Origin of the sequence: Dorea hominis, from assembly GCF_014287705.1 — a bacterium.
GTDB classification, from domain to species: domain Bacteria; phylum Bacillota; class Clostridia; order Lachnospirales; family Lachnospiraceae; genus Dorea_D; species Dorea_D hominis.
Genome location: NZ_JACOOY010000005.1, coordinates 1 through 16,911, shown reverse-complemented (window position 1 = coordinate 16,911; position 16,911 = coordinate 1). Strand labels below are relative to the sequence as shown.

Sequence of the window (16,911 nt, the reverse complement as noted above, 5' to 3'; positions counted from 1 at the left end):
ATTCGTTTTCAATTTACTCCATTACTCGATTAGTATAATACAAGGTCTGCCGAAAATCAATACATTTAATTTTCGGCAAACTTTCCTAAGAACTCTTTCATACGCTCGTTGTCCGAACCAAATACTTCTTCCGGCGTTCCCTGGAGTGCAATCACACCGCCGTCCATAAATATGATATGGTTGGATACATTCTTTGCAAAATTCATCTCATGTGTAACAATCACCATCGTCATATGCTCTGCCGCAAGGTCTTTGATAACCTTCAATATCTCACCTGTCAGCTCTGGATCAAGTGCTGATGTAGGTTCATCAAAGAAGAGAATATCCGGTTTCATTGCAAGTGCTCTTGCGATAGATACACGCTGCTGCTGTCCTCCCGACAGCTGGAAAGGATATGCGTTTTCCTTATCAGCAAGTCCCATCTTTTTAAGAAGTTCCCGTGCCTCTTTGTATACTTCTTCTTTGTTTCTTTTCTGCACACGAAGTGGCGCATCCACAATATTTTTCAGAACTGAAAAATGAGGGAACAAATTAAAGTTCTGGAAAACAAGACCGAATGTACCATTATAATGGATCTCGCCGGAATCCGGTGTCTCCAGTCCCGTTGCACAACGCAGCAGTGTGGATTTTCCCGAACCGGACGGTCCAATAATACCAAACACTTCTCCTTCTTCTACTTTCATGGAAATGTCTTTTAGAACTTCCACTTCTCCGAAACTTTTTTTCATATGATTAATTTCCAATAAGCTCATGACATCTCCTCCTATCTATAATAATTCAGTTTCTTTTCCAGAAGCTCAAGCAAAAATGCCACAATCAGGTTAAATACATAATAGAAAATTCCCGCAAATACATATGGAAGCATCGTCGTCTGTGATGCAGCCAGTGCTTTAGAGATTGTAAACATCTCCATAATTCCGATTGTAAATGCAAGGGATGTGTCCTTCACAAGTGTAATCGTCTCATTCGTAATAGATGGAAGGATGATCTTGATTACCTGCGGAAGAATAATGCGCATAAATGTCTGTGCCTTGCTGTATCCTAATATCTGTGCAGCTTCATACTGTCCTTTCGGCATGGATTCAATGCCACCTCTGTAGATTTCGGCAAAATATGCCGCATAGTTTAACACAAATCCGATTGCTACTGCACTGTTCTTCCAGCTTGGACTGTTTGTGATGCCGAATATATAATATGGGCCGAAATAAATTACCATAAGCTGTAACATGAGCGGCGTTCCACGCATGATCGATATGTATGCCTTAAAAATAGTACGGATAACTACATTTTTTGCCATACGTCCAAACGAAACCAGAAGCCCAAGCGGTAATGAAAACAACAGTGTCACTGCAAAAAGCATTAATGTGACTACCATTCCTTCCCCCAGCTTCGATAACATAATTGATACTGTCATAGGAATGTCTCCTCTCCTAGAAAAATGGGCCGTCTGTAAAGACAGCCCCTTTTGATTATTTTATAATTATTTTAATTATTTACCAATGATCGTAATATCTTTCTTAAACCACTTTTGGGAAATCTTAGCCATCGTTCCGTCTTTTGCCATCTCTTCCAATGTGCTCTCTACCTGATCACGGACTGCTTTATTTCCTTTGGCAAATCCTACTCCGTATTCCTCTGCTGCAATCTCATAATCCAAGATTGTGAAATCAGCTTTTCTCTTCTCAATCTGGTAAGCAGCTACAACTGTATCCATAGCAACTGCATCTGCGGATCCGGATTCCAGATTCATAAGTCCTGTATTATAATCTGCTACAACTTCCAGATTGCCAAAAGTTGAAGACAGATCTGCCTTTTCTTTTAACGCAGCCTGTGCAGAAGAATCTGTCTGAACGTCTACGACTTTTCCTTCCAGATCTTTTTCGGATTTGATACCAGAATCTTTTCTGACTACAAATACCTGTTCATTGTTAAGATATGGTTTGGACCATGTATACTTATCTTCTCTTCCATCCATGGTAAATCCGTTCCAGATACAGTCAATTCCACCGGATTTTAATTCTGCATCTTTCGAATCCCATGCGATTGGTTTTGCGACATACTTCCATCCCTGTCTCTTGCACACTTCCTGTGCCAGTTCCAGATCGAATCCTGTATATTCGCCATCGTCACCAACAAATCCCATCGGTGGGAAATCCTGGTCAAATCCTACGGTAAATTTGTCACCGGACTTCTTCTCGGTATATTCTTTCTTACTATTTTTGTCAGAGCTATTATCCTTGCTTCCACAGCCTACGAACACTGTCATTGCAAGTAACGTCACTGCAAGCACCATTGCCAGTCTTTTTTTCATAACTTCATCCTCCTGTATTCATGGTATGTCTGCTTTGCACACTGCGTTGTTTTATCAATTCATCAATTGATTGCTTTACCACGCTAAATTGCTCTGTTATAGTATCATATTCTTTATTTCTTGTCAATCCCACGATATCGGCGTTTTCGGTATTCAATTTCTTTTCCTTCTTCTCCAATCTCAATATCGGCACGGATATCCGCTCTTTTTTCTTTTAATTCCGCATCAATACCAAGATATCTGGAATTGCCTGACAACATCTTTGTATACTCTTCCTCCGGAAGCGCATGATAGTTGCAGTAAAGATACGCTTTTAACACATCTTCGTTCTCCTGCAGTTTGTAAGATTCTTCATACGCCTGTGCCGCTTCCTCATACAAAAAAAGTCTGCCGTATGCACTTCCCAGACAACCATACACTTTTGCATAAAACGGCTTTCCTACCGAATCATCCCGCTTACCATCAATGATCGTCCGGTAAACAAGAATCGCATCTGCATATTCTCCGTTTTTCATCAGGCTGTCCGCTTTCAGCTTGAATCTCTCCACTTCTCTCTGGTCCTGCAGCTTTTCCAGAATACTCTGTATCTTTATAATCTCCGAAGATGCATACATTGTTGACTGCTGCAATATCTTAAGAATAAAATCTTCTTCCGTGCAATGGTTATCCAGCTCTTCCTGCAGCGCATCTGCAAGTTCATACATCTGCAGCTCCGTCCTGATCCACTCACACAGCTGTCTGTTGATCAGTGTATAGTCGATCAGATAGAGATTATTACAGATGAAATAACACAGCTCCTCTAATGTATAGATCCTGATATGGCCTCTGGCAATCACATATGGTTGTCTGGCATGTTTTTTATGACATAGAATTAAACTGCCCATTGATTCCTCCTAAATGTATAACCTTTTCCACCTGAAAATCCGAAGCTTCAAAAAATTCTCCAAAGCCGACATCCTTGAATGTCATCTTACAGGTTCTTTCATCCAGAAACATCACTTCGATCCGCAGGCGGAGCGAATAATCTCTCCGCTCTTTCAGACCATCCAGAGATACTTTTTCTACCTGGAGTTCATCTCCGGCAAGAGTCTCCACATGAATCTCAATATCAGATGTATCTTCCAGGATTACCTCCCATTGTCCATCTGCTTCATACCAGTGTGTTCCCCAAGCAACGACCGGATACCATCCTTCTTTGCCACCAATGCGCATACGCAGACTGATCTGTTCTGTCATGCGTGTGTCATCCAGATATACCGGTCCTTCATTATAATTGCGATATTTTCGCATGGAAGTGTAGCAGGCACCTTTACTGTACAGATTATCACCCACGAATGCACGTCTTCCATTGCAGAGCACTTTCAATGAATTCGGATACCATTTATTTTCAAATGCCGCCCCAGTCAGGTACACAGACGATACGACCTTTTTCTCAAACACATTCTGGATAAACAGACGAAAACTTTCATCCGCGCTCTTCGCTTTTTCCCTATTCAGCACAGGGTAAATCGCTTCCATCTCCTGGATCTGCGCACTTGCGACTTCATCTACCGTCACAAACATATCACGGTTCTGACCATTTGCCACATTCATCCTCCGGAGCATATACGCTCTGATCGTCTGTCCATCGCAGAAAAACATCGCTGATTCATACTGCCACAGCTCTTTTGGCTGATAAAACATATAGTGGCAGAATCCTTCTTTGTAATCCTGCACGTAAATATTCTCCTTGTCTACGCCAAGATGCCTGCCGATTCCTTTGAGCATCTTAGACATATCAATATTCGTATATGGCGTAGAAAATGTAATAAACCGGATATCTTCAAAATCCTCCAGTGTAAGTCCTACGAATTTTGCCAGAAGCCAGACTGCATCGTGGACTTTACTTCCAATCCGCACTTTCTTACGCTGCACTGCCTTGCCGAACAGATCTGACACCACGCAGGACGGATTCTTCTGTTCCAGCAGTTCTGCTTCCTTTCCATATACCCATTGTTCTTTTATATAACCTAATTTCAGAGGGATCAGCGACTGTCCCTGTGCACACTCAAACGTCTGCGGTTCATCGCTTTTCTCATCGTAATAACTGATCTGACAGGTATTTTCATTCAGATCATAGCCAATAATACTGCCTCTTCTCACGTTATTTCTTCCTCTCTGTTATTCATACATCCTAAAAAGACTGTCTGCCATCTTCTCTTCCTCTTCAAAATCCATGATCGCTTTTCTCTGGTTCGCAGGGGACATAGAAAGCATTGCATTCAGTTTTCCGTATTTGCCGGTCTTCACTGTATGCGCATTCGTCAGCACTTTCTTCTCCGTTGTTGTGATTTCATTTCCAATCGTATCCTGGAAATAATAATGCAGTTCTTCATCTTCATACAACACGAACTGTTTTACATAAATATTCTCATATGCCGGGAGCAGATTCTCTGTCTTATATCCAAGTGTCTCTTTCCCACCTTTGCGGATCTTGTAAAACAGCTTCACCTTATGTCCCGGCTCCGCACGGTATGCCAGCATAGTACGATCATACAACTGAAGCTCTGTCAGCCACTGCGCCCGGTACTTCATATAGAACGGAAAGATCAGCTGCTTTTCCGTCAGTCTCCGAAGTTCTCTGTGCAGAACTTCTTCCAGTTCATCCGGATATTTTCTGCCGGCATAGTACTTAAGTAGCGCAATCTTGCAGATATCCGGCAGCGTTTCCTTCTTCTCACACTCGTTAGCAATGATCTCAAAAACACTGGATTTCGTATCTCTGCCATTTATTACATACTCTCTTGACGCATACGTCAGGTATGCCTGTTTCAGCCGAAAATATACATTATCAGACAGATAATAATCTTCAAAAATAGCTTCCTCATCAAACATATCTTCTGAAAATAACATCTGCGTAATGATCCGTTCACTGATCTTGCCGGATGCAACCTGATATTCCCGCAGCACTTTCCAGAGCCGCTTCATATCTGCAGTTGCACCACAGTAATAATTTGCCAGATAAGTCAGCGTTGCTTTGTCATACTGATGTCTGCGGAACATCTCAAAACACAGATACGTCAGGAAATCATCTTCTTCGTAATTCTCTTCCCGGATTCTTCTGCTGCAAATGCAGAACACATCTTTATCTTCAAAATAGCTTAAGCCTTTAACATAAATATTTTCAAAAGTCGGAGTCTCTTTCTCCTCGCTGTCTTTCCATTTGCCGACAGATGCACCATATTTCTTGCAGATTTCCAGAAATCTCGGTTCATAGAACAGACGCTTTGTCTCATATGGAATAGAATCCGTATAATAACGTCCCTCTATCGACTCCCAGATGATCCTTGCTTCTTTGTCATACAGATAGACAATCACCGGCTCATCTTCGGTATATGGGACACGCTGTCTGATTTCTCCATTCTTCTCAATGACAAGCACACAGTTCATATGTGGCACTTTCGTTGAGATCGAATATGCGTAGCAGACATCGCGCATTGCTTCCATATGCTCGGAATCCATATCTTCAGTACAGAAATGCTTATATAAAATACGAAGATATTCTGTGATATGTCGCTTTCTGAGCTGATCCATCGCAAATGTCTTCATCTGCTCTTTGTATCCTTCATACAGTTCTTCACTGTCTGCTTCATAAGTCAGAAGATTAGCGTAAAGAAATGCAGCCTTCTCGTATCCGAGTGTATTTCCATGCATAAAATACAGGAAAACAGACTTCGGAAGCGGTCCGTTTACACTGGATGGATCCAAAGTATTCATATAATACTCATATAACTGGGCAATCTTAAGCTCGGAATCTACTGCTTCCTGATACCAGTGAAAATATTTTTTCTGATTCTTATTTCCCTTGATCAGAAGAATACAGATCGTATTGAGTATCATCGGATCTTTATAAACCTTATAAATCCGCTCTAAAATGCGGAATAACAAATCACTGTAGGACTTATGCTGACTTGCAAAATTCGCCACATATAATGCCAGTTCCTTCGTCATCAGCCGATATTTGGTTGCAAAATTCAACACCTGTAATTCAAATTTGCCAAGCTTTTTCAGAAGTGTCGGCTTCGCCTGATAGCACAAATAAGCTTCCAGATAGAACATAACACCATGTGTTTCAAACTCAAACTGCTGTTCCAGCACTTCCAATCTCTTGTATGGATTCTTGTATCTTCCGTCTATCTGTAAAATCATATAGAGAAGCAGCCAGGAATCCTGATGGCGCATATAGGTCTTGCCAATCTCATCCAGTACACGCTCCATATGGCTGTCATTCTCACGAATCAGCGCCGTCAGGAACAGGTAATAACAGTTTGTGATCGGATCCTTTCCGATTGCGAAACGGTTATAGTTATAATTCTCCAAAATCCATTTTGCTTCTTCAAACTTCTTACCAATAATATAAACATGTGCCTGCAGAAGCTGGTAAATCTCACTCATCGGCTTAATTCTGCGGATAGCGGCAACATTTTCAATCGCATTCTCCACCCATGTATCCAGCTCGATACGTCCTGCCATATAACCGATATATTCTTTTAAAGACTGCGCATATAACAGTTCCGGTACATAATGTTCCTCATCATATTCCTGATTCTGTAATACTTCAATCTCGTAGGACAATGCCTCATACGGAGTAATGAACCGGATCGTTCCATAGTTTCTTCCGCCATGCAAATATTCCGGACGTACCAGATATTCCATCTCATAACTGTTTCCGACAAAATCTTCTGTTGTCAGATCCGGCTTGGTAACACGTAAAAACGCTCCTTCTGTCTCAATATGGATCGGCATGAAGCCCCATGTGTTCTTTACGATCGTAATCGTTCCTTTATTCGGTTCTTTGATATCTTCAAAGAGCATTCCTTCTCCCTGCAGCGTCAGGAAAATACATTCTTTCTGCTTAATACCGACAAGGAACTCTTCCATTGCCTGTTCGCCGAGCGACCATTTTCGCATATTATCATAGAGATAAAACGTCCGCTCATTCTCATATTTGACAATCTCGTAAAATTCTCTGGAGCGGAACAGTCTTCCTGCTTCCGAGAAATCCTTGATCGCAAGCTTCCTGAAATCATCTGTACTCTGTACTTTACCATAAGTTGTCATAACATATGGCTTTTCGATGATCGCTGTAAAAGCAAGCTCATATTCACCTCCGGAACATACGACCGTGATCTTACCGCGTTCTACATGTCCCGGTTTTAATCCCTTTCCATCATAAGTAAATTCAATTCTGGATGTGACTCCGTCAAATCCCTGATCTTTAAAATGGATACGAAAAGAAGACGGATATAATATTCCCCGTATCTTTCTGTCATTATTACTTTTTATTAAGAAACTCCCTCTATATACTTCTCCCTCGCCGATAATCATGACCAGATTCGTCTCTTCGAACACAACTTCCGGCTGTTCTACGCTGAAGTCTCCTTTAGAAAATCTTTGTATCTTATTTTTCAAGACTTACACCTGCATCTTTCGTTGCTTTTTGTAAAAAACATACTATAATGAATTATAGCATTGTTTGTTTGGTAATTGCAATGCTGTAAGAATAAAATCTAAGGATAACCCCGGAAAGGAACATAGATATGGATAAAAAACCTGAATTTCACGGAAGCGATCTGGAGCAGATCGAAGCCTATTATCATATTCCGAAAGAAGAAATCGTCTCTTTCGGTGCAAATGTAAACCCGCTTGGATTGTCCGAGCAGTTAAAGAAAGATCTGGCTTCGCATCTGGATGTGATCACACGTTACCCGGACCGTGATTATAGATCTCTGAAAAAAGCAATCAGCAAATACACCGGTGTATCTGCCGATCATATTGTTATAGGAAACGGATCGACAGAGCTGATCTCGCTTCTTATTTCCACACGCACCCCGAAAAGGGCACTGGTACTTGGACCTACTTATTCTGAATATGCCAGAGAATTATCTTTAAATGGTGGTTCCATGGATTTTTATAATCTAAAAAAGGAACAGGATTTCCAATTAGATATCGATGACTTTATAACGACGTTAAAAACAGACTATCAGCTTGCGATCATCTGCAATCCGAATAACCCGACTTCTTCTGCGCTCACAACAAGTGAGATGGAACGTATCCTCGCAGCTTGCCGGGAATACGGAATCTTTGTTATGATCGATGAAACTTATGTAGAATTTGCACCGGATATTGAAGCAGTCAGCGCAGTCAGTCTTATTCCAAAATACGATAATTTCATGATCATCCGCGGCGTCTCCAAATTCTATGCCGCCCCGGGGCTTCGTTTCGGATATGGTATGACAAGCAATGAGGCTTTCTTAAAAGATCTGCTTCTCTACCAGAATCCATGGAGTCTGAACAGCATTGCCGCATATGCCGGTGAGCGCATGTTTTCCGATACTGATTATTATAAGAAAACCCGCGAACTGATCTGTTCCGAACGCACATACATGTTTGATGAACTCAAGAATAATCTGAACTTCAAACCATACAAAGCCTATGCGAACTTTATTCTTGTTGAGATTTTAAAAGAAGGAGTTACTTCCTTTGATGTATTTGAAAAAGCAATCAAAAACCGGCTCATGATCCGGGATTGCTCCTCTTTTGAATCATTAGCCGGTGAATTTTTCCGTTTCTGTATCATGAATCCTGCCGATAACCGACGTCTTCTTGATGTATTAAATCAGATTTAAGTACTTTTCTTTCATTTTCCGGTTAAGCATTATACAACTTCATTTAAGTATATTTTAGAAAGAGGAATGATTTTTTTCATTTCCTCTTTCATTCTTTCGGTCATATGGACTCCGTCCTCTTCACAAAGTTCTTCCACTGTCTTTGCACCAAATACAAAGCTTGTAAGTGCCGCAATCGGGATCTCCCCTTCGGAATTTTCCAGTTTGCCATCCATCAGCATTGCCCCGGAAATCTCTGTTCCGGTGAGCACCAGTGTGCGGTTATTCTCTTCAATAGCAGAATCGGTTACTGTAAAACATACGCATAACAGTTCCTGCAATCTGAGCGACATCAACATCCGGCGTACATCAACAATCCTTGTCATAATCTTCGGGGTCTCATCTTCATCCTCATCCGGGAACCAGATCCTGCAATCCTCAATCCCCGTTTCATTCTGAAACAGCATCAGTTTTCCACCGTCACTGTCACATTCCCGCATTAACCTTAGGTAGTATGCGCCGTCACGTTTCACATATACATCTTTATCTGCCGCAAGCTTTTCATTTGCCCACTCGGCAAGTGTATCGCAATCTTCTTCCTTAAGCGGGCGAATACAAATGCCTGCCGCTTCTTTCTTCGCCGCATCTGCTAAATTATATACTCTGCGTTCCTGTTCATAAACCGTCCGGAAATCATGTGGTGTATAGATTGCTTCTGCTGCCGGCATCAGGAATGTAAAATTCTCTCCTGATACATACATATCCTGAAGTGCCCGCCTTAACAGCGCCGCCATAAACCCACGTCCGCGATACTCCTTTCTTGTCGCTACTGCAACGATGTAATGCGCCTGTTTTTCCACACCATTTACCATTAATGTATATGGATTCAGGTGCAGCATTGCGCAGATCTCACCATCTTCTTCCACTACATATATATCATTATCTCTCGTTTTTTCCGAAAAATAATAATCCACAAATCCTTTGCTGTCCTCCGTAAATACTTTCTCATACAATGGACGCACTTTGTTATGCTCTTCCTGACTTAACTTACGAATCTCCATTCTTCTTCCAGTCCTTTATATTTCATATAATGATATAGTAATTTCCCAACTCAACTATAATACCTGCATCTTGTCCTGCCCGCCTTTACTTTCCCACATTCGGGCAGCCACCACATCCTGCGCAGCCGCCGGTCTGCGGACCGACCTGGTAACTGTAATTGGCAATCGTATCCAGTGATGCGATAGCCTGTGAGGAGATTCCTTCACCTGTTCCGGTAAATCCAAGCCCTTCTTCTGTAGTTGCTTTAATATTTACCTGATCTACATCAATGTGAAGTGCTTCTGCCACATTTTTACGCATCTGCTCAATATGAGATGCCATCTTCGGTCTCTGCGCAATAATGGTTGCATCAATGTTACCGATGACATATAATTTCTCGTCGATCAGCTTTCCAACATGTTTCAGAAGTTCAATACTGGACGCTCCTTTATATGCCGGATCTGTATCCGGGAAATGTTTTCCGATATCACCAAGAGCTGCCGCTCCCAGAAGTGCATCCATAATCGCATGCAGCAGCACATCCGCATCCGAATGTCCCAGAAGCCCCTTCTCATAAGGGATCTCTACTCCTCCAAGAATCAGTTTGCGGTTCTCTGTCAGTTTATGAACATCATATCCCATTCCAACTCTCATACTGTTATTTCCTTTCCCAGAATATATTTCTTATTCTGTAACATTATTGTGATCTGTATTCTCTTCCTGTTTTTTGGCTTCACTGTGATCTGCTCCCACCGGTTCATCACTCTTCTGTGTATCTGTATTGCCTAACAGCTTATCCCGGTTCAGTTTACCGTCTTCATCCACATCGCTCTCTAATAATTCCTCGCAGTCCAGCTCTTCTCCGTCATTTTCCACATACTCATGCTTCACTGCCATCACGACTGCCTTCGCACACCATACGATTCCAAGTACAGCAAATGCCACACCCAGCACCAGATAAAGCGTTGCATTCTCCGGCCTGTTTGTCATCGTCTTCTTTATCAGATCAATTCCCAGATATCCAAGATATCCCCCTACAATAATTCGAAAAAATACGCGACCTTTTGTCATTTCATGTCCTCCTGCCTGTGTTTTATTAATGTCTGCCGATTTTATAACTTCTATAAAACTTCTTATAATTCGCACAAATCGGCTGTTTTTCGCACATCTGAGCATATTATATCACATACTTACAATTTTTTGCAAAAAAAGTGTTGACATTTCCTCACTTTTGATTGTATAATAACGAAGTCGGTTTGAGAGAGCCGGGTAAATATGGGATCATAGCTCAGCTGGGAGAGCATCTGCCTTACAAGCAGAGGGTCATAGGTTCGAGCCCTATTGGTCCCATACTTATAAAAATATTTCTTTATGGCGGGATAGCTCAGTTGGCTAGAGCACACGGTTCATACCCGTGGTGTCGCTGGTTCAAATCCAGTTCCCGCTACTTTAAAAAGACTTGTTCTTGCAAGTCTTTTTACATCCGTAATATTAACAGTACTTACGGGCAATATTTTCATGGCGGGATAGCTCAGTTGGCTAGAGCACACGGTTCATACCCGTGGTGTCGCTGGTTCAAATCCAGTTCCCGCTACTTTAAAAAGACTTGCAATTGCAAGTCTTTTTTCAATTCATATCCGGAATATATTCCATTTATTTGTGTTTTTATTCTAGTTTATTTTACTAAAATATTTCAAAATTACCTACACATATCAAAATATCTACGCAAAACAAACTTCTAAGTTCTACCCTGCCCCCGAACTTCTGTATTCAATTGTCTCTTCTTCTCAAAAAATGAATTTCTCGCCCGAACACGGGCATTTTTGACTGTATAGTAATCCTTTCTTTACAGCTTTTTGTAACTTTCTTTTCAGCTCATTTTTTCACAGCTCTTCACTGCCTTCTTTACAGCTCGTTTTTACACACCATAATATAAAAATTGTTTTTCATCCGGTTTGAACTTATACTTGTCAGTCATCTCTTTCTTATCTCCCATTTTCATCTTACAGGTGTGTTGTACAATCCATTTCCCGTGTTCCTGCACATAATTAATATCCCACTTCGCAACTGTAGATGTTCCATCCGGAAAATGATAATATTCCATTACTGCATTCATATCCGGAACATTGCCCACTTCATCTTTTAACGACATCTGCAACTTCAAAAAATATTTATCAATATCCGGTTCCCATTTTATCCTGACTTGGTTTTTATCTGAAACCACCGTTACTTTCTGCTGCTTTCCTTCTTTATACACTTTCACTTTTAAATTATCATACGATGAAATCTTTTTTCCGTTTACACGTATCGTCACCTGACAGTTCATCTAATCCGGTGCTCCCGCGAAGAAAATCATACTCCCAAACACCAGCAGGATTGCCACAACGCTCCAGACTTTTCTTCTGCACATATCATCCACTCCCCTTGTAAATTTATTTCTCCAGTTCCATAATATCCATTATCCGCATATTCTCCCCGCTTTCATCATCCACGTACACAACATACAGCTTGTCTCCATATGTCTGGAAATCATAACGGATAATCTCGTCACCTTTACCGGTCTTGTAACCCTTTATCTTCTTCGTCCAGAGCGGCGTATCCTGACCGGTTTTGTAATAGCTCACCTTTCCATCCTTGAATGTTGCATAAGCATCTGCTGACATGAAAACAGCCTGCTCTTTTTCAAGCTCATACTTCGCTGTAATCTTCTGCTTCTCCATATCATAGTAAATCAGTTCACCACCACTGTATCTTGCCGCTTCATAACCTGCTCCTGTGTAATGTTCCATGCCACCCAAACGGTAATCTTCCAGTTGAAGCATAAGCATATTTCCGGATACTTTCATATCTACCGGTTTGTATTTTTCGGACTGATACAACTCTTCATTTTTTCCGTCGGCATTTGTTTTATAAATACGGAAATCCTTTGATTCATTACGAAAATCCCATGCATACAAGGTATCTTTATAGGATGCCAGTAATTTTCCATCTTGTAAATCCGTATCCAGTTGATGTACTCGTTCTCCTGTTTTCTTATTTACCATAACCGTAGCCAAAAAATCTCCCGCAGACGTATCCTTAAGCAGTAACCGATAACCTACTTCTCCGTCTTTTGTCTTTTCCCGCTTACAGCTGCCTGCATGATAAAGCTCCATATCCGGTGTCGTAATCTTTGTATGTTCTATCCAGTGCTTATCCCAATCTATAAATGCGCCTTTGCCTGTCTGTATTTTTAGTTCACCTAAATCCACCGTTTTTCGGACATTCTCTGCATCCACTACATATAACATCTTCTGATATGAATCATCTTCCCCTGTACTGCAAATAATATAAATATATTTTTTACCGAGAAATGCCTTTTCAATCCTTCCATCCGCATCCATTTTCCGCTCAGCAACCAGCTTGCCATCCGCATCATACTGGCGCAGCGCATCCCAAGAATTCACATAAATATATTTGCCATTTGTATAAGTTCCTGCATCTTCCAGCGCCGACTGAAGTTTTCCACTTTTCGGATCTACAGTTCTTAATTTCTTATCCGAATAATCATAATAATATGTCTTATCACCCAGCATTGCCAACATTCTCGCATCACCGGTTCTCGCATTATGAAGAACCCTGCTGACATTATAATTTCCTTTTGCTTTCTCCAAATAATAACTGATCGGATTTGTCCGCATCCAGAACAGGTAATAACCAGCCAGATAAATAATCACCAACAGACAGACCAACACGATCCATAAACTCTTTCTCTTCTTTTTCATAACCGTTCTCCTTTGTGTTCACAAAAAACACTCCTACTTCAAAAAATCAACATCCGAAAAAAACTGATTTTCCTTCGCAATGTCATATGCCGTGTTGCCATCACCGTCCTTCTTGTTCACATCCGCTCCGTGCTTCACCAGATACTTTGCAATATCTTCGCTTGTGCACTCTGCCGCCGCATGCAGAACGGTATGTTTTACTGCTGATTCGTCCTCATCACCTGCAGACTCGGCATCATCATCCAGCGAAATCTCCTGATTCACATCTACGCCGATTTTTATCATAATCCCACATATGCAGTAACAAACAATAGCTCTCTTTTGTGACATATAATTTCAAAGTTTTAGAAACAGCAGGAAAATTCTGTTTCACGTATTCAGAAATAGTCCTGCTGTCTCATTTGCATTATACTAATACACTAAAACACGTCCAGGCCCAGTTTCACTTTAAGTGTTGTAAACCATCCATATGCATTCCACTTATCATATTTGATAGTAGCTTTTGATTCTATTAACTGATTTGATTTATTGGTCCATTTGATGATAATAGGTATTTCCGTTTTTTCTTCCGCACCGCTTTCCGCTTCTATAAAATCATATACTTTTTCCCCTTTTAATATATTTTTTTCTGCTGGCGTTTCTAAATCATCAGCTATATACATTTTTGTAGTTGCTTTATCAAATGAACCATATTCTTTTGTTAAAACTGTAATCTCTTTTGGCATATGATTTTCTTTTGGAATTATGTAGCCTCGCACAAATCCTAATGAATCTGGAATTAAATATATTTTCCACGCTTTATCATCACTCACTGATTCTGCATAATCATTTTTCATAACCGCAGAATTTAAATAAATAGGAAAAATATTAAAAAATATAATTAAAATCAAATAGAATATAAATATTATTCCAACTATTATACATATCCATTTCTTTTTTACTTTCATTACTTCATTCAACCTCCTTTGTGTTCACCCCAAACACCCTACTTCAAAAAATCAACATCTGAAAAAAACTGATTTTTCTTCGCAATGTCATATGCCGTATTCCCATCACCGTCCTTCTTGTTCACATCCGCTCCGTGCTTCACCAGATACTTTGCAATATCTTCGCTTGTGCACTCTGCCGCCGCATGCAGAACGGTATGTTTTACTGCTGATTCGTCCTCATCACCTGCAGACTCGGCATCACCAACCGGCGAAATCTCCTGATTCACATCCACGCCGCTTTTTATCAGCTTCTTCACCATATTGTAATCGCCAAGATTCACCGCACATTCCAGTGCTTTCGCAGCCGATTCGTCACTTGCGTCCAGTGTTTCCACCATAAATTTTCTTGCTAAATCTCTATCGACACTTTCATAGATTCCTTCATAAATATCGTCAAGCTTCTTAGAATCCGGATCTTTCTTATAAATCTCATATGCGAGTTCCGTGTTAAAATAAGCCAAATCCTCCCAACCGGAAAATGCTTTCTCCCCATCTTCCTTATAATGGACATCATAGGAAATCTTCTTATCCAGCAACGCCTGTAATGTCTGCGGATTGCAGACGCCGTATCCAAGCGAACATTCCGAATCTTTTGGTTTGTATCCTTCTGCAAGAAGCATTTTCACAGATTTCTGATTGCCCCACTTACACACCTGCACCCAGGAATCATTCTCTTCGGTCGCTTCTTTGCTTACCTGCCATGTAACCCCCATCTCTTTCAGCGCCTGCACAGCCGGTTTATTCGCATGGATCAACGCCATAGTAAATGGTGTACACTCGCCATCTCCCTTCTTTCACGCCCTGTAAATTCGATGTCTCGATCGATTCCCGCAATTTCCACTCCGGACTTTTCATCGAAGTCCGCATACAGCCGGTCAGCAATAACGCCGGAACCATTACTGCTACTATTCCTTTTCTTCTCTTTTGCATATCTTTCCCCACTTTGCATAAAATTGTCTTATATATATAATAACGTTTGTTGCTCTTGTTTTGTTACAGAAAAGCTTAAAAAATCCGAAAGAATTTCTTAATTTGGGTTGGAACAGAGGAATTCTTAGATATATATCCTCTTACATTTATAGTAATAAACAAAATATCTTTTTTATCACATAATATTTAACCTTTTAGAAACAGCAGGAAAATTCTGTTTCATCCCTCCAGAAATTACCCTGCTGTTTCACTTTAACTATCGTACAATTCTGTAAATCAAATATCTATAGCATCTAATAGCTTCATATCTCCATTTTGCTGCCGCACGAACACAAAGACAACATTTCCACAGGTCTGTACCGTATATTCTTCATTCCGCTTATATCCGTTCACTTTACTTTCCCTGATGCATTTATCATCTTTAACCTGATACCGTTTTACAGTTCCTTTGCAAAATGTCGAATAATAGTTATCTGATACTGCAAGCACCTGCTCTTTGTCTTTGATTACTTTATGTGAAATCTTTCCCGTTGATAAATCAATCCAGGCAAATCCACTGCCTTCAAATTCTGCTAAAGAACCTGATCGATTCACGCCCCGCCCATCATCTCCATAAGATATAAATCTCACAAGGGCAGTATTTTTCTTTACATCTACAGACACGATGCTGTACTTGTCCGTGATACTATTTGCATAATCTTTCCATTTGTTTTCTCCGGATATTTTCAGCAAGTCATCACGTACATATAAATCTTTACCATCATAACTAACTACCATATTCTCTGTGAATACAAGCCGTTTTTCATGTTTGTCTACAAATGCAACTTCAGCGATTTTGCCAGTTATTTTCAACGCTTTCTCTTTGTCCATCCATTGCACTTTGCTGTCTGACCGATTAATAAGAAGCCATAAATCCGGTAATTCCACTGCCCGATATTCTTCTAACCTCTTATTTCCATCTGCCGAATAGTCTGTTGTCTGATCTAAAACTTCCGAAGACATTTCACCCGGTCTTGTAACATCGTCCAGATCAAAGCTATACACATACCGTATCCCTTTTAAATCTTTCACATAACAATACAGATTCTTCTGTCCTGTATAAAGCCATATTTCCGATATTCCCTGACTGATTTTCCTTTTCTGAATTAGTTTCCCTTCTTTTTCATATTGCAGCACTCCGTCGGCTACTGCACAATATATATATTTATCAGACAACAGACTATTCGGCA

The 16,911-nt window shown here is 40.6% G+C and carries 17 protein-coding genes and 3 tRNA genes; 4 read left to right on the top strand and 16 right to left on the bottom strand.

The annotated features are described in order from the left end of the window. Positions 1 to 65 precede the first annotated feature (65 nt). The 6 genes from H8S07_RS04915 to H8S07_RS04890 all read right to left on the bottom strand — a co-directional run bounded on the left by H8S07_RS04915 (position 66) and on the right by H8S07_RS04890 (position 7,762). Positions 66 to 752, bottom strand: a complete 687-nt coding sequence (locus H8S07_RS04915) for an amino acid ABC transporter ATP-binding protein (RefSeq protein WP_021860723.1) — start codon at positions 750 to 752, stop codon at positions 66 to 68. An 11-nt stretch (positions 753 to 763) separates the two neighbouring features. Continuing rightward, positions 764 to 1,414: an amino acid ABC transporter permease gene (locus H8S07_RS04910; RefSeq protein WP_117537331.1), complete on the bottom strand. Its 651-nt coding sequence runs from the start codon at positions 1,412 to 1,414 to the stop codon at positions 764 to 766. A 75-nt stretch (positions 1,415 to 1,489) separates the two neighbouring features. Next, positions 1,490 to 2,311, bottom strand: a complete 822-nt coding sequence (locus tag H8S07_RS04905) for an amino acid ABC transporter substrate-binding protein (RefSeq protein WP_186855567.1) — start codon at positions 2,309 to 2,311, stop codon at positions 1,490 to 1,492. Positions 2,312 to 2,424: 113 nt separating this feature from the next. Continuing rightward, on the bottom strand, positions 2,425 to 3,195 hold the full coding sequence (locus H8S07_RS04900; protein ID WP_117537333.1) for a hypothetical protein: 771 nt from the start codon (positions 3,193 to 3,195) through the stop codon (positions 2,425 to 2,427). After that, entirely contained in the window at positions 3,170 to 4,453 is a 1,284-nt protein-coding gene (locus H8S07_RS04895; RefSeq protein WP_186855566.1) for a DUF5716 family protein, read from the bottom strand. The genes H8S07_RS04900 and H8S07_RS04895 overlap by 26 nt, the downstream gene beginning before the upstream one ends. Before the next feature lie 18 nt (positions 4,454 to 4,471). Next, on the bottom strand, positions 4,472 to 7,762 hold the full coding sequence (locus H8S07_RS04890) for a DUF5717 family protein (RefSeq protein ID WP_117537334.1): 3,291 nt from the start codon (positions 7,760 to 7,762) through the stop codon (positions 4,472 to 4,474). Positions 7,763 to 7,890: 128 nt separating this feature from the next. Between H8S07_RS04890 and H8S07_RS04885 the strand changes: the two genes are divergently transcribed. After that, entirely contained in the window at positions 7,891 to 8,979 is a 1,089-nt protein-coding gene (locus H8S07_RS04885; protein ID WP_186855565.1) for a pyridoxal phosphate-dependent aminotransferase, read from the top strand. A gap of 29 nt (positions 8,980 to 9,008) precedes the next feature. Here H8S07_RS04885 and H8S07_RS04880 read toward each other — a convergent pair whose 3' ends face one another. The 3 genes from H8S07_RS04880 to H8S07_RS04870 all read right to left on the bottom strand — a co-directional run bounded on the left by H8S07_RS04880 (position 9,009) and on the right by H8S07_RS04870 (position 11,070). Next, the gene (locus tag H8S07_RS04880) at positions 9,009 to 10,019 is read right to left on the bottom strand and encodes a GNAT family N-acetyltransferase (RefSeq protein WP_186855564.1); all 1,011 of its coding nucleotides are present in this window, start codon (positions 10,017 to 10,019) and stop codon (positions 9,009 to 9,011) included. Positions 10,020 to 10,104: 85 nt separating this feature from the next. Continuing rightward, entirely contained in the window at positions 10,105 to 10,653 is a 549-nt protein-coding gene (ispF, locus tag H8S07_RS04875; protein WP_186855563.1) for a 2-C-methyl-D-erythritol 2,4-cyclodiphosphate synthase, read from the bottom strand. Between the two features lie 30 nt (positions 10,654 to 10,683). After that, positions 10,684 to 11,070, bottom strand: a complete 387-nt coding sequence (locus H8S07_RS04870; protein ID WP_021860732.1) for a hypothetical protein — start codon at positions 11,068 to 11,070, stop codon at positions 10,684 to 10,686. 206 nt (positions 11,071 to 11,276) lie between these two features. Here H8S07_RS04870 and H8S07_RS04865 point away from each other — a divergent pair. The 3 genes from H8S07_RS04865 to H8S07_RS04855 all read left to right on the top strand — a co-directional run bounded on the left by H8S07_RS04865 (position 11,277) and on the right by H8S07_RS04855 (position 11,593). Beyond that, positions 11,277 to 11,349 (top strand) — tRNA-Val (locus H8S07_RS04865). Between the two features lie 23 nt (positions 11,350 to 11,372). Continuing rightward, positions 11,373 to 11,446, top strand: a tRNA-Met gene (locus H8S07_RS04860). A gap of 73 nt (positions 11,447 to 11,519) precedes the next feature. Next, a tRNA-Met gene (locus H8S07_RS04855) sits at positions 11,520 to 11,593 on the top strand. A gap of 324 nt (positions 11,594 to 11,917) precedes the next feature. Here the strand turns inward: H8S07_RS04855 and H8S07_RS04850 are convergent. The 7 genes from H8S07_RS04850 to H8S07_RS04820 all read right to left on the bottom strand — a co-directional run. Next, complete coding sequence (locus H8S07_RS04850) at positions 11,918 to 12,325, bottom strand: hypothetical protein (RefSeq protein ID WP_118660556.1); 408 nt, start codon at positions 12,323 to 12,325, stop codon at positions 11,918 to 11,920. Between the two features lie 106 nt (positions 12,326 to 12,431). Beyond that, positions 12,432 to 13,763: a hypothetical protein gene (locus H8S07_RS04845; RefSeq protein ID WP_186855562.1), complete on the bottom strand. Its 1,332-nt coding sequence runs from the start codon at positions 13,761 to 13,763 to the stop codon at positions 12,432 to 12,434. Between the two features lie 33 nt (positions 13,764 to 13,796). Then, positions 13,797 to 14,048 carry an ankyrin repeat domain-containing protein gene (locus tag H8S07_RS04840; protein ID WP_158580453.1) on the bottom strand — a complete coding sequence of 84 codons (252 nt, stop codon included), beginning with the start codon at positions 14,046 to 14,048 and terminating at the stop codon, positions 13,797 to 13,799. A gap of 134 nt (positions 14,049 to 14,182) precedes the next feature. Next, a complete protein-coding gene (locus tag H8S07_RS04835; RefSeq protein WP_186855561.1) occupies positions 14,183 to 14,710 on the bottom strand; it encodes a hypothetical protein in 528 nt (175 codons plus the stop codon). A 38-nt stretch (positions 14,711 to 14,748) separates the two neighbouring features. Then, complete coding sequence (locus tag H8S07_RS04830; protein WP_186855560.1) at positions 14,749 to 15,513, bottom strand: ankyrin repeat domain-containing protein; 765 nt, start codon at positions 15,511 to 15,513, stop codon at positions 14,749 to 14,751. Further along, positions 15,491 to 15,682, bottom strand: a complete 192-nt coding sequence (locus H8S07_RS04825; RefSeq protein ID WP_186855559.1) for a hypothetical protein — start codon at positions 15,680 to 15,682, stop codon at positions 15,491 to 15,493. The genes H8S07_RS04830 and H8S07_RS04825 overlap by 23 nt, the downstream gene beginning before the upstream one ends. A gap of 276 nt (positions 15,683 to 15,958) precedes the next feature. Then, positions 15,959 to 16,911, bottom strand: a 953-nt coding sequence (locus H8S07_RS04820; protein WP_186855558.1) for a hypothetical protein, incomplete at its 5' end; no start/stop codon positions are given.

Bases quoted from the DNA above. Each gene is read 5' to 3' on its own strand.
- H8S07_RS04915 (WP_021860723.1), bottom strand. From the start codon at position 752: ATGAGCTTATTGGAAATTAATCATATGAAAAAAAGTTTCGGAGAAGTG.
- H8S07_RS04910 (WP_117537331.1), bottom strand. From the start codon at position 1,414: ATGACAGTATCAATTATGTTATCGAAGCTGGGGGAAGGAATGGTAGTC.
- H8S07_RS04905 (WP_186855567.1), bottom strand. From the start codon at position 2,311: ATGAAAAAAAGACTGGCAATGGTGCTTGCAGTGACGTTACTTGCAATG.
- H8S07_RS04900 (WP_117537333.1), bottom strand. From the start codon at position 3,195: ATGGGCAGTTTAATTCTATGTCATAAAAAACATGCCAGACAACCATAT.
- H8S07_RS04885 (WP_186855565.1), top strand. From the start codon at position 7,891: ATGGATAAAAAACCTGAATTTCACGGAAGCGATCTGGAGCAGATCGAA.
- H8S07_RS04880 (WP_186855564.1), bottom strand. From the start codon at position 10,019: ATGGAGATTCGTAAGTTAAGTCAGGAAGAGCATAACAAAGTGCGTCCA.
- ispF (WP_186855563.1), bottom strand. From the start codon at position 10,653: ATGAGAGTTGGAATGGGATATGATGTTCATAAACTGACAGAGAACCGC.
- H8S07_RS04870 (WP_021860732.1), bottom strand. From the start codon at position 11,070: ATGACAAAAGGTCGCGTATTTTTTCGAATTATTGTAGGGGGATATCTT.
- H8S07_RS04850 (WP_118660556.1), bottom strand. From the start codon at position 12,325: ATGAACTGTCAGGTGACGATACGTGTAAACGGAAAAAAGATTTCATCG.
- H8S07_RS04845 (WP_186855562.1), bottom strand. From the start codon at position 13,763: ATGAAAAAGAAGAGAAAGAGTTTATGGATCGTGTTGGTCTGTCTGTTG.
- H8S07_RS04840 (WP_158580453.1), bottom strand. From the start codon at position 14,048: ATGATAAAAATCGGCGTAGATGTGAATCAGGAGATTTCGCTGGATGAT.
- H8S07_RS04835 (WP_186855561.1), bottom strand. From the start codon at position 14,710: ATGAAAGTAAAAAAGAAATGGATATGTATAATAGTTGGAATAATATTT.
- H8S07_RS04830 (WP_186855560.1), bottom strand. From the start codon at position 15,513: ATGGCGTTGATCCATGCGAATAAACCGGCTGTGCAGGCGCTGAAAGAG.
- H8S07_RS04825 (WP_186855559.1), bottom strand. From the start codon at position 15,682: ATGCAAAAGAGAAGAAAAGGAATAGTAGCAGTAATGGTTCCGGCGTTA.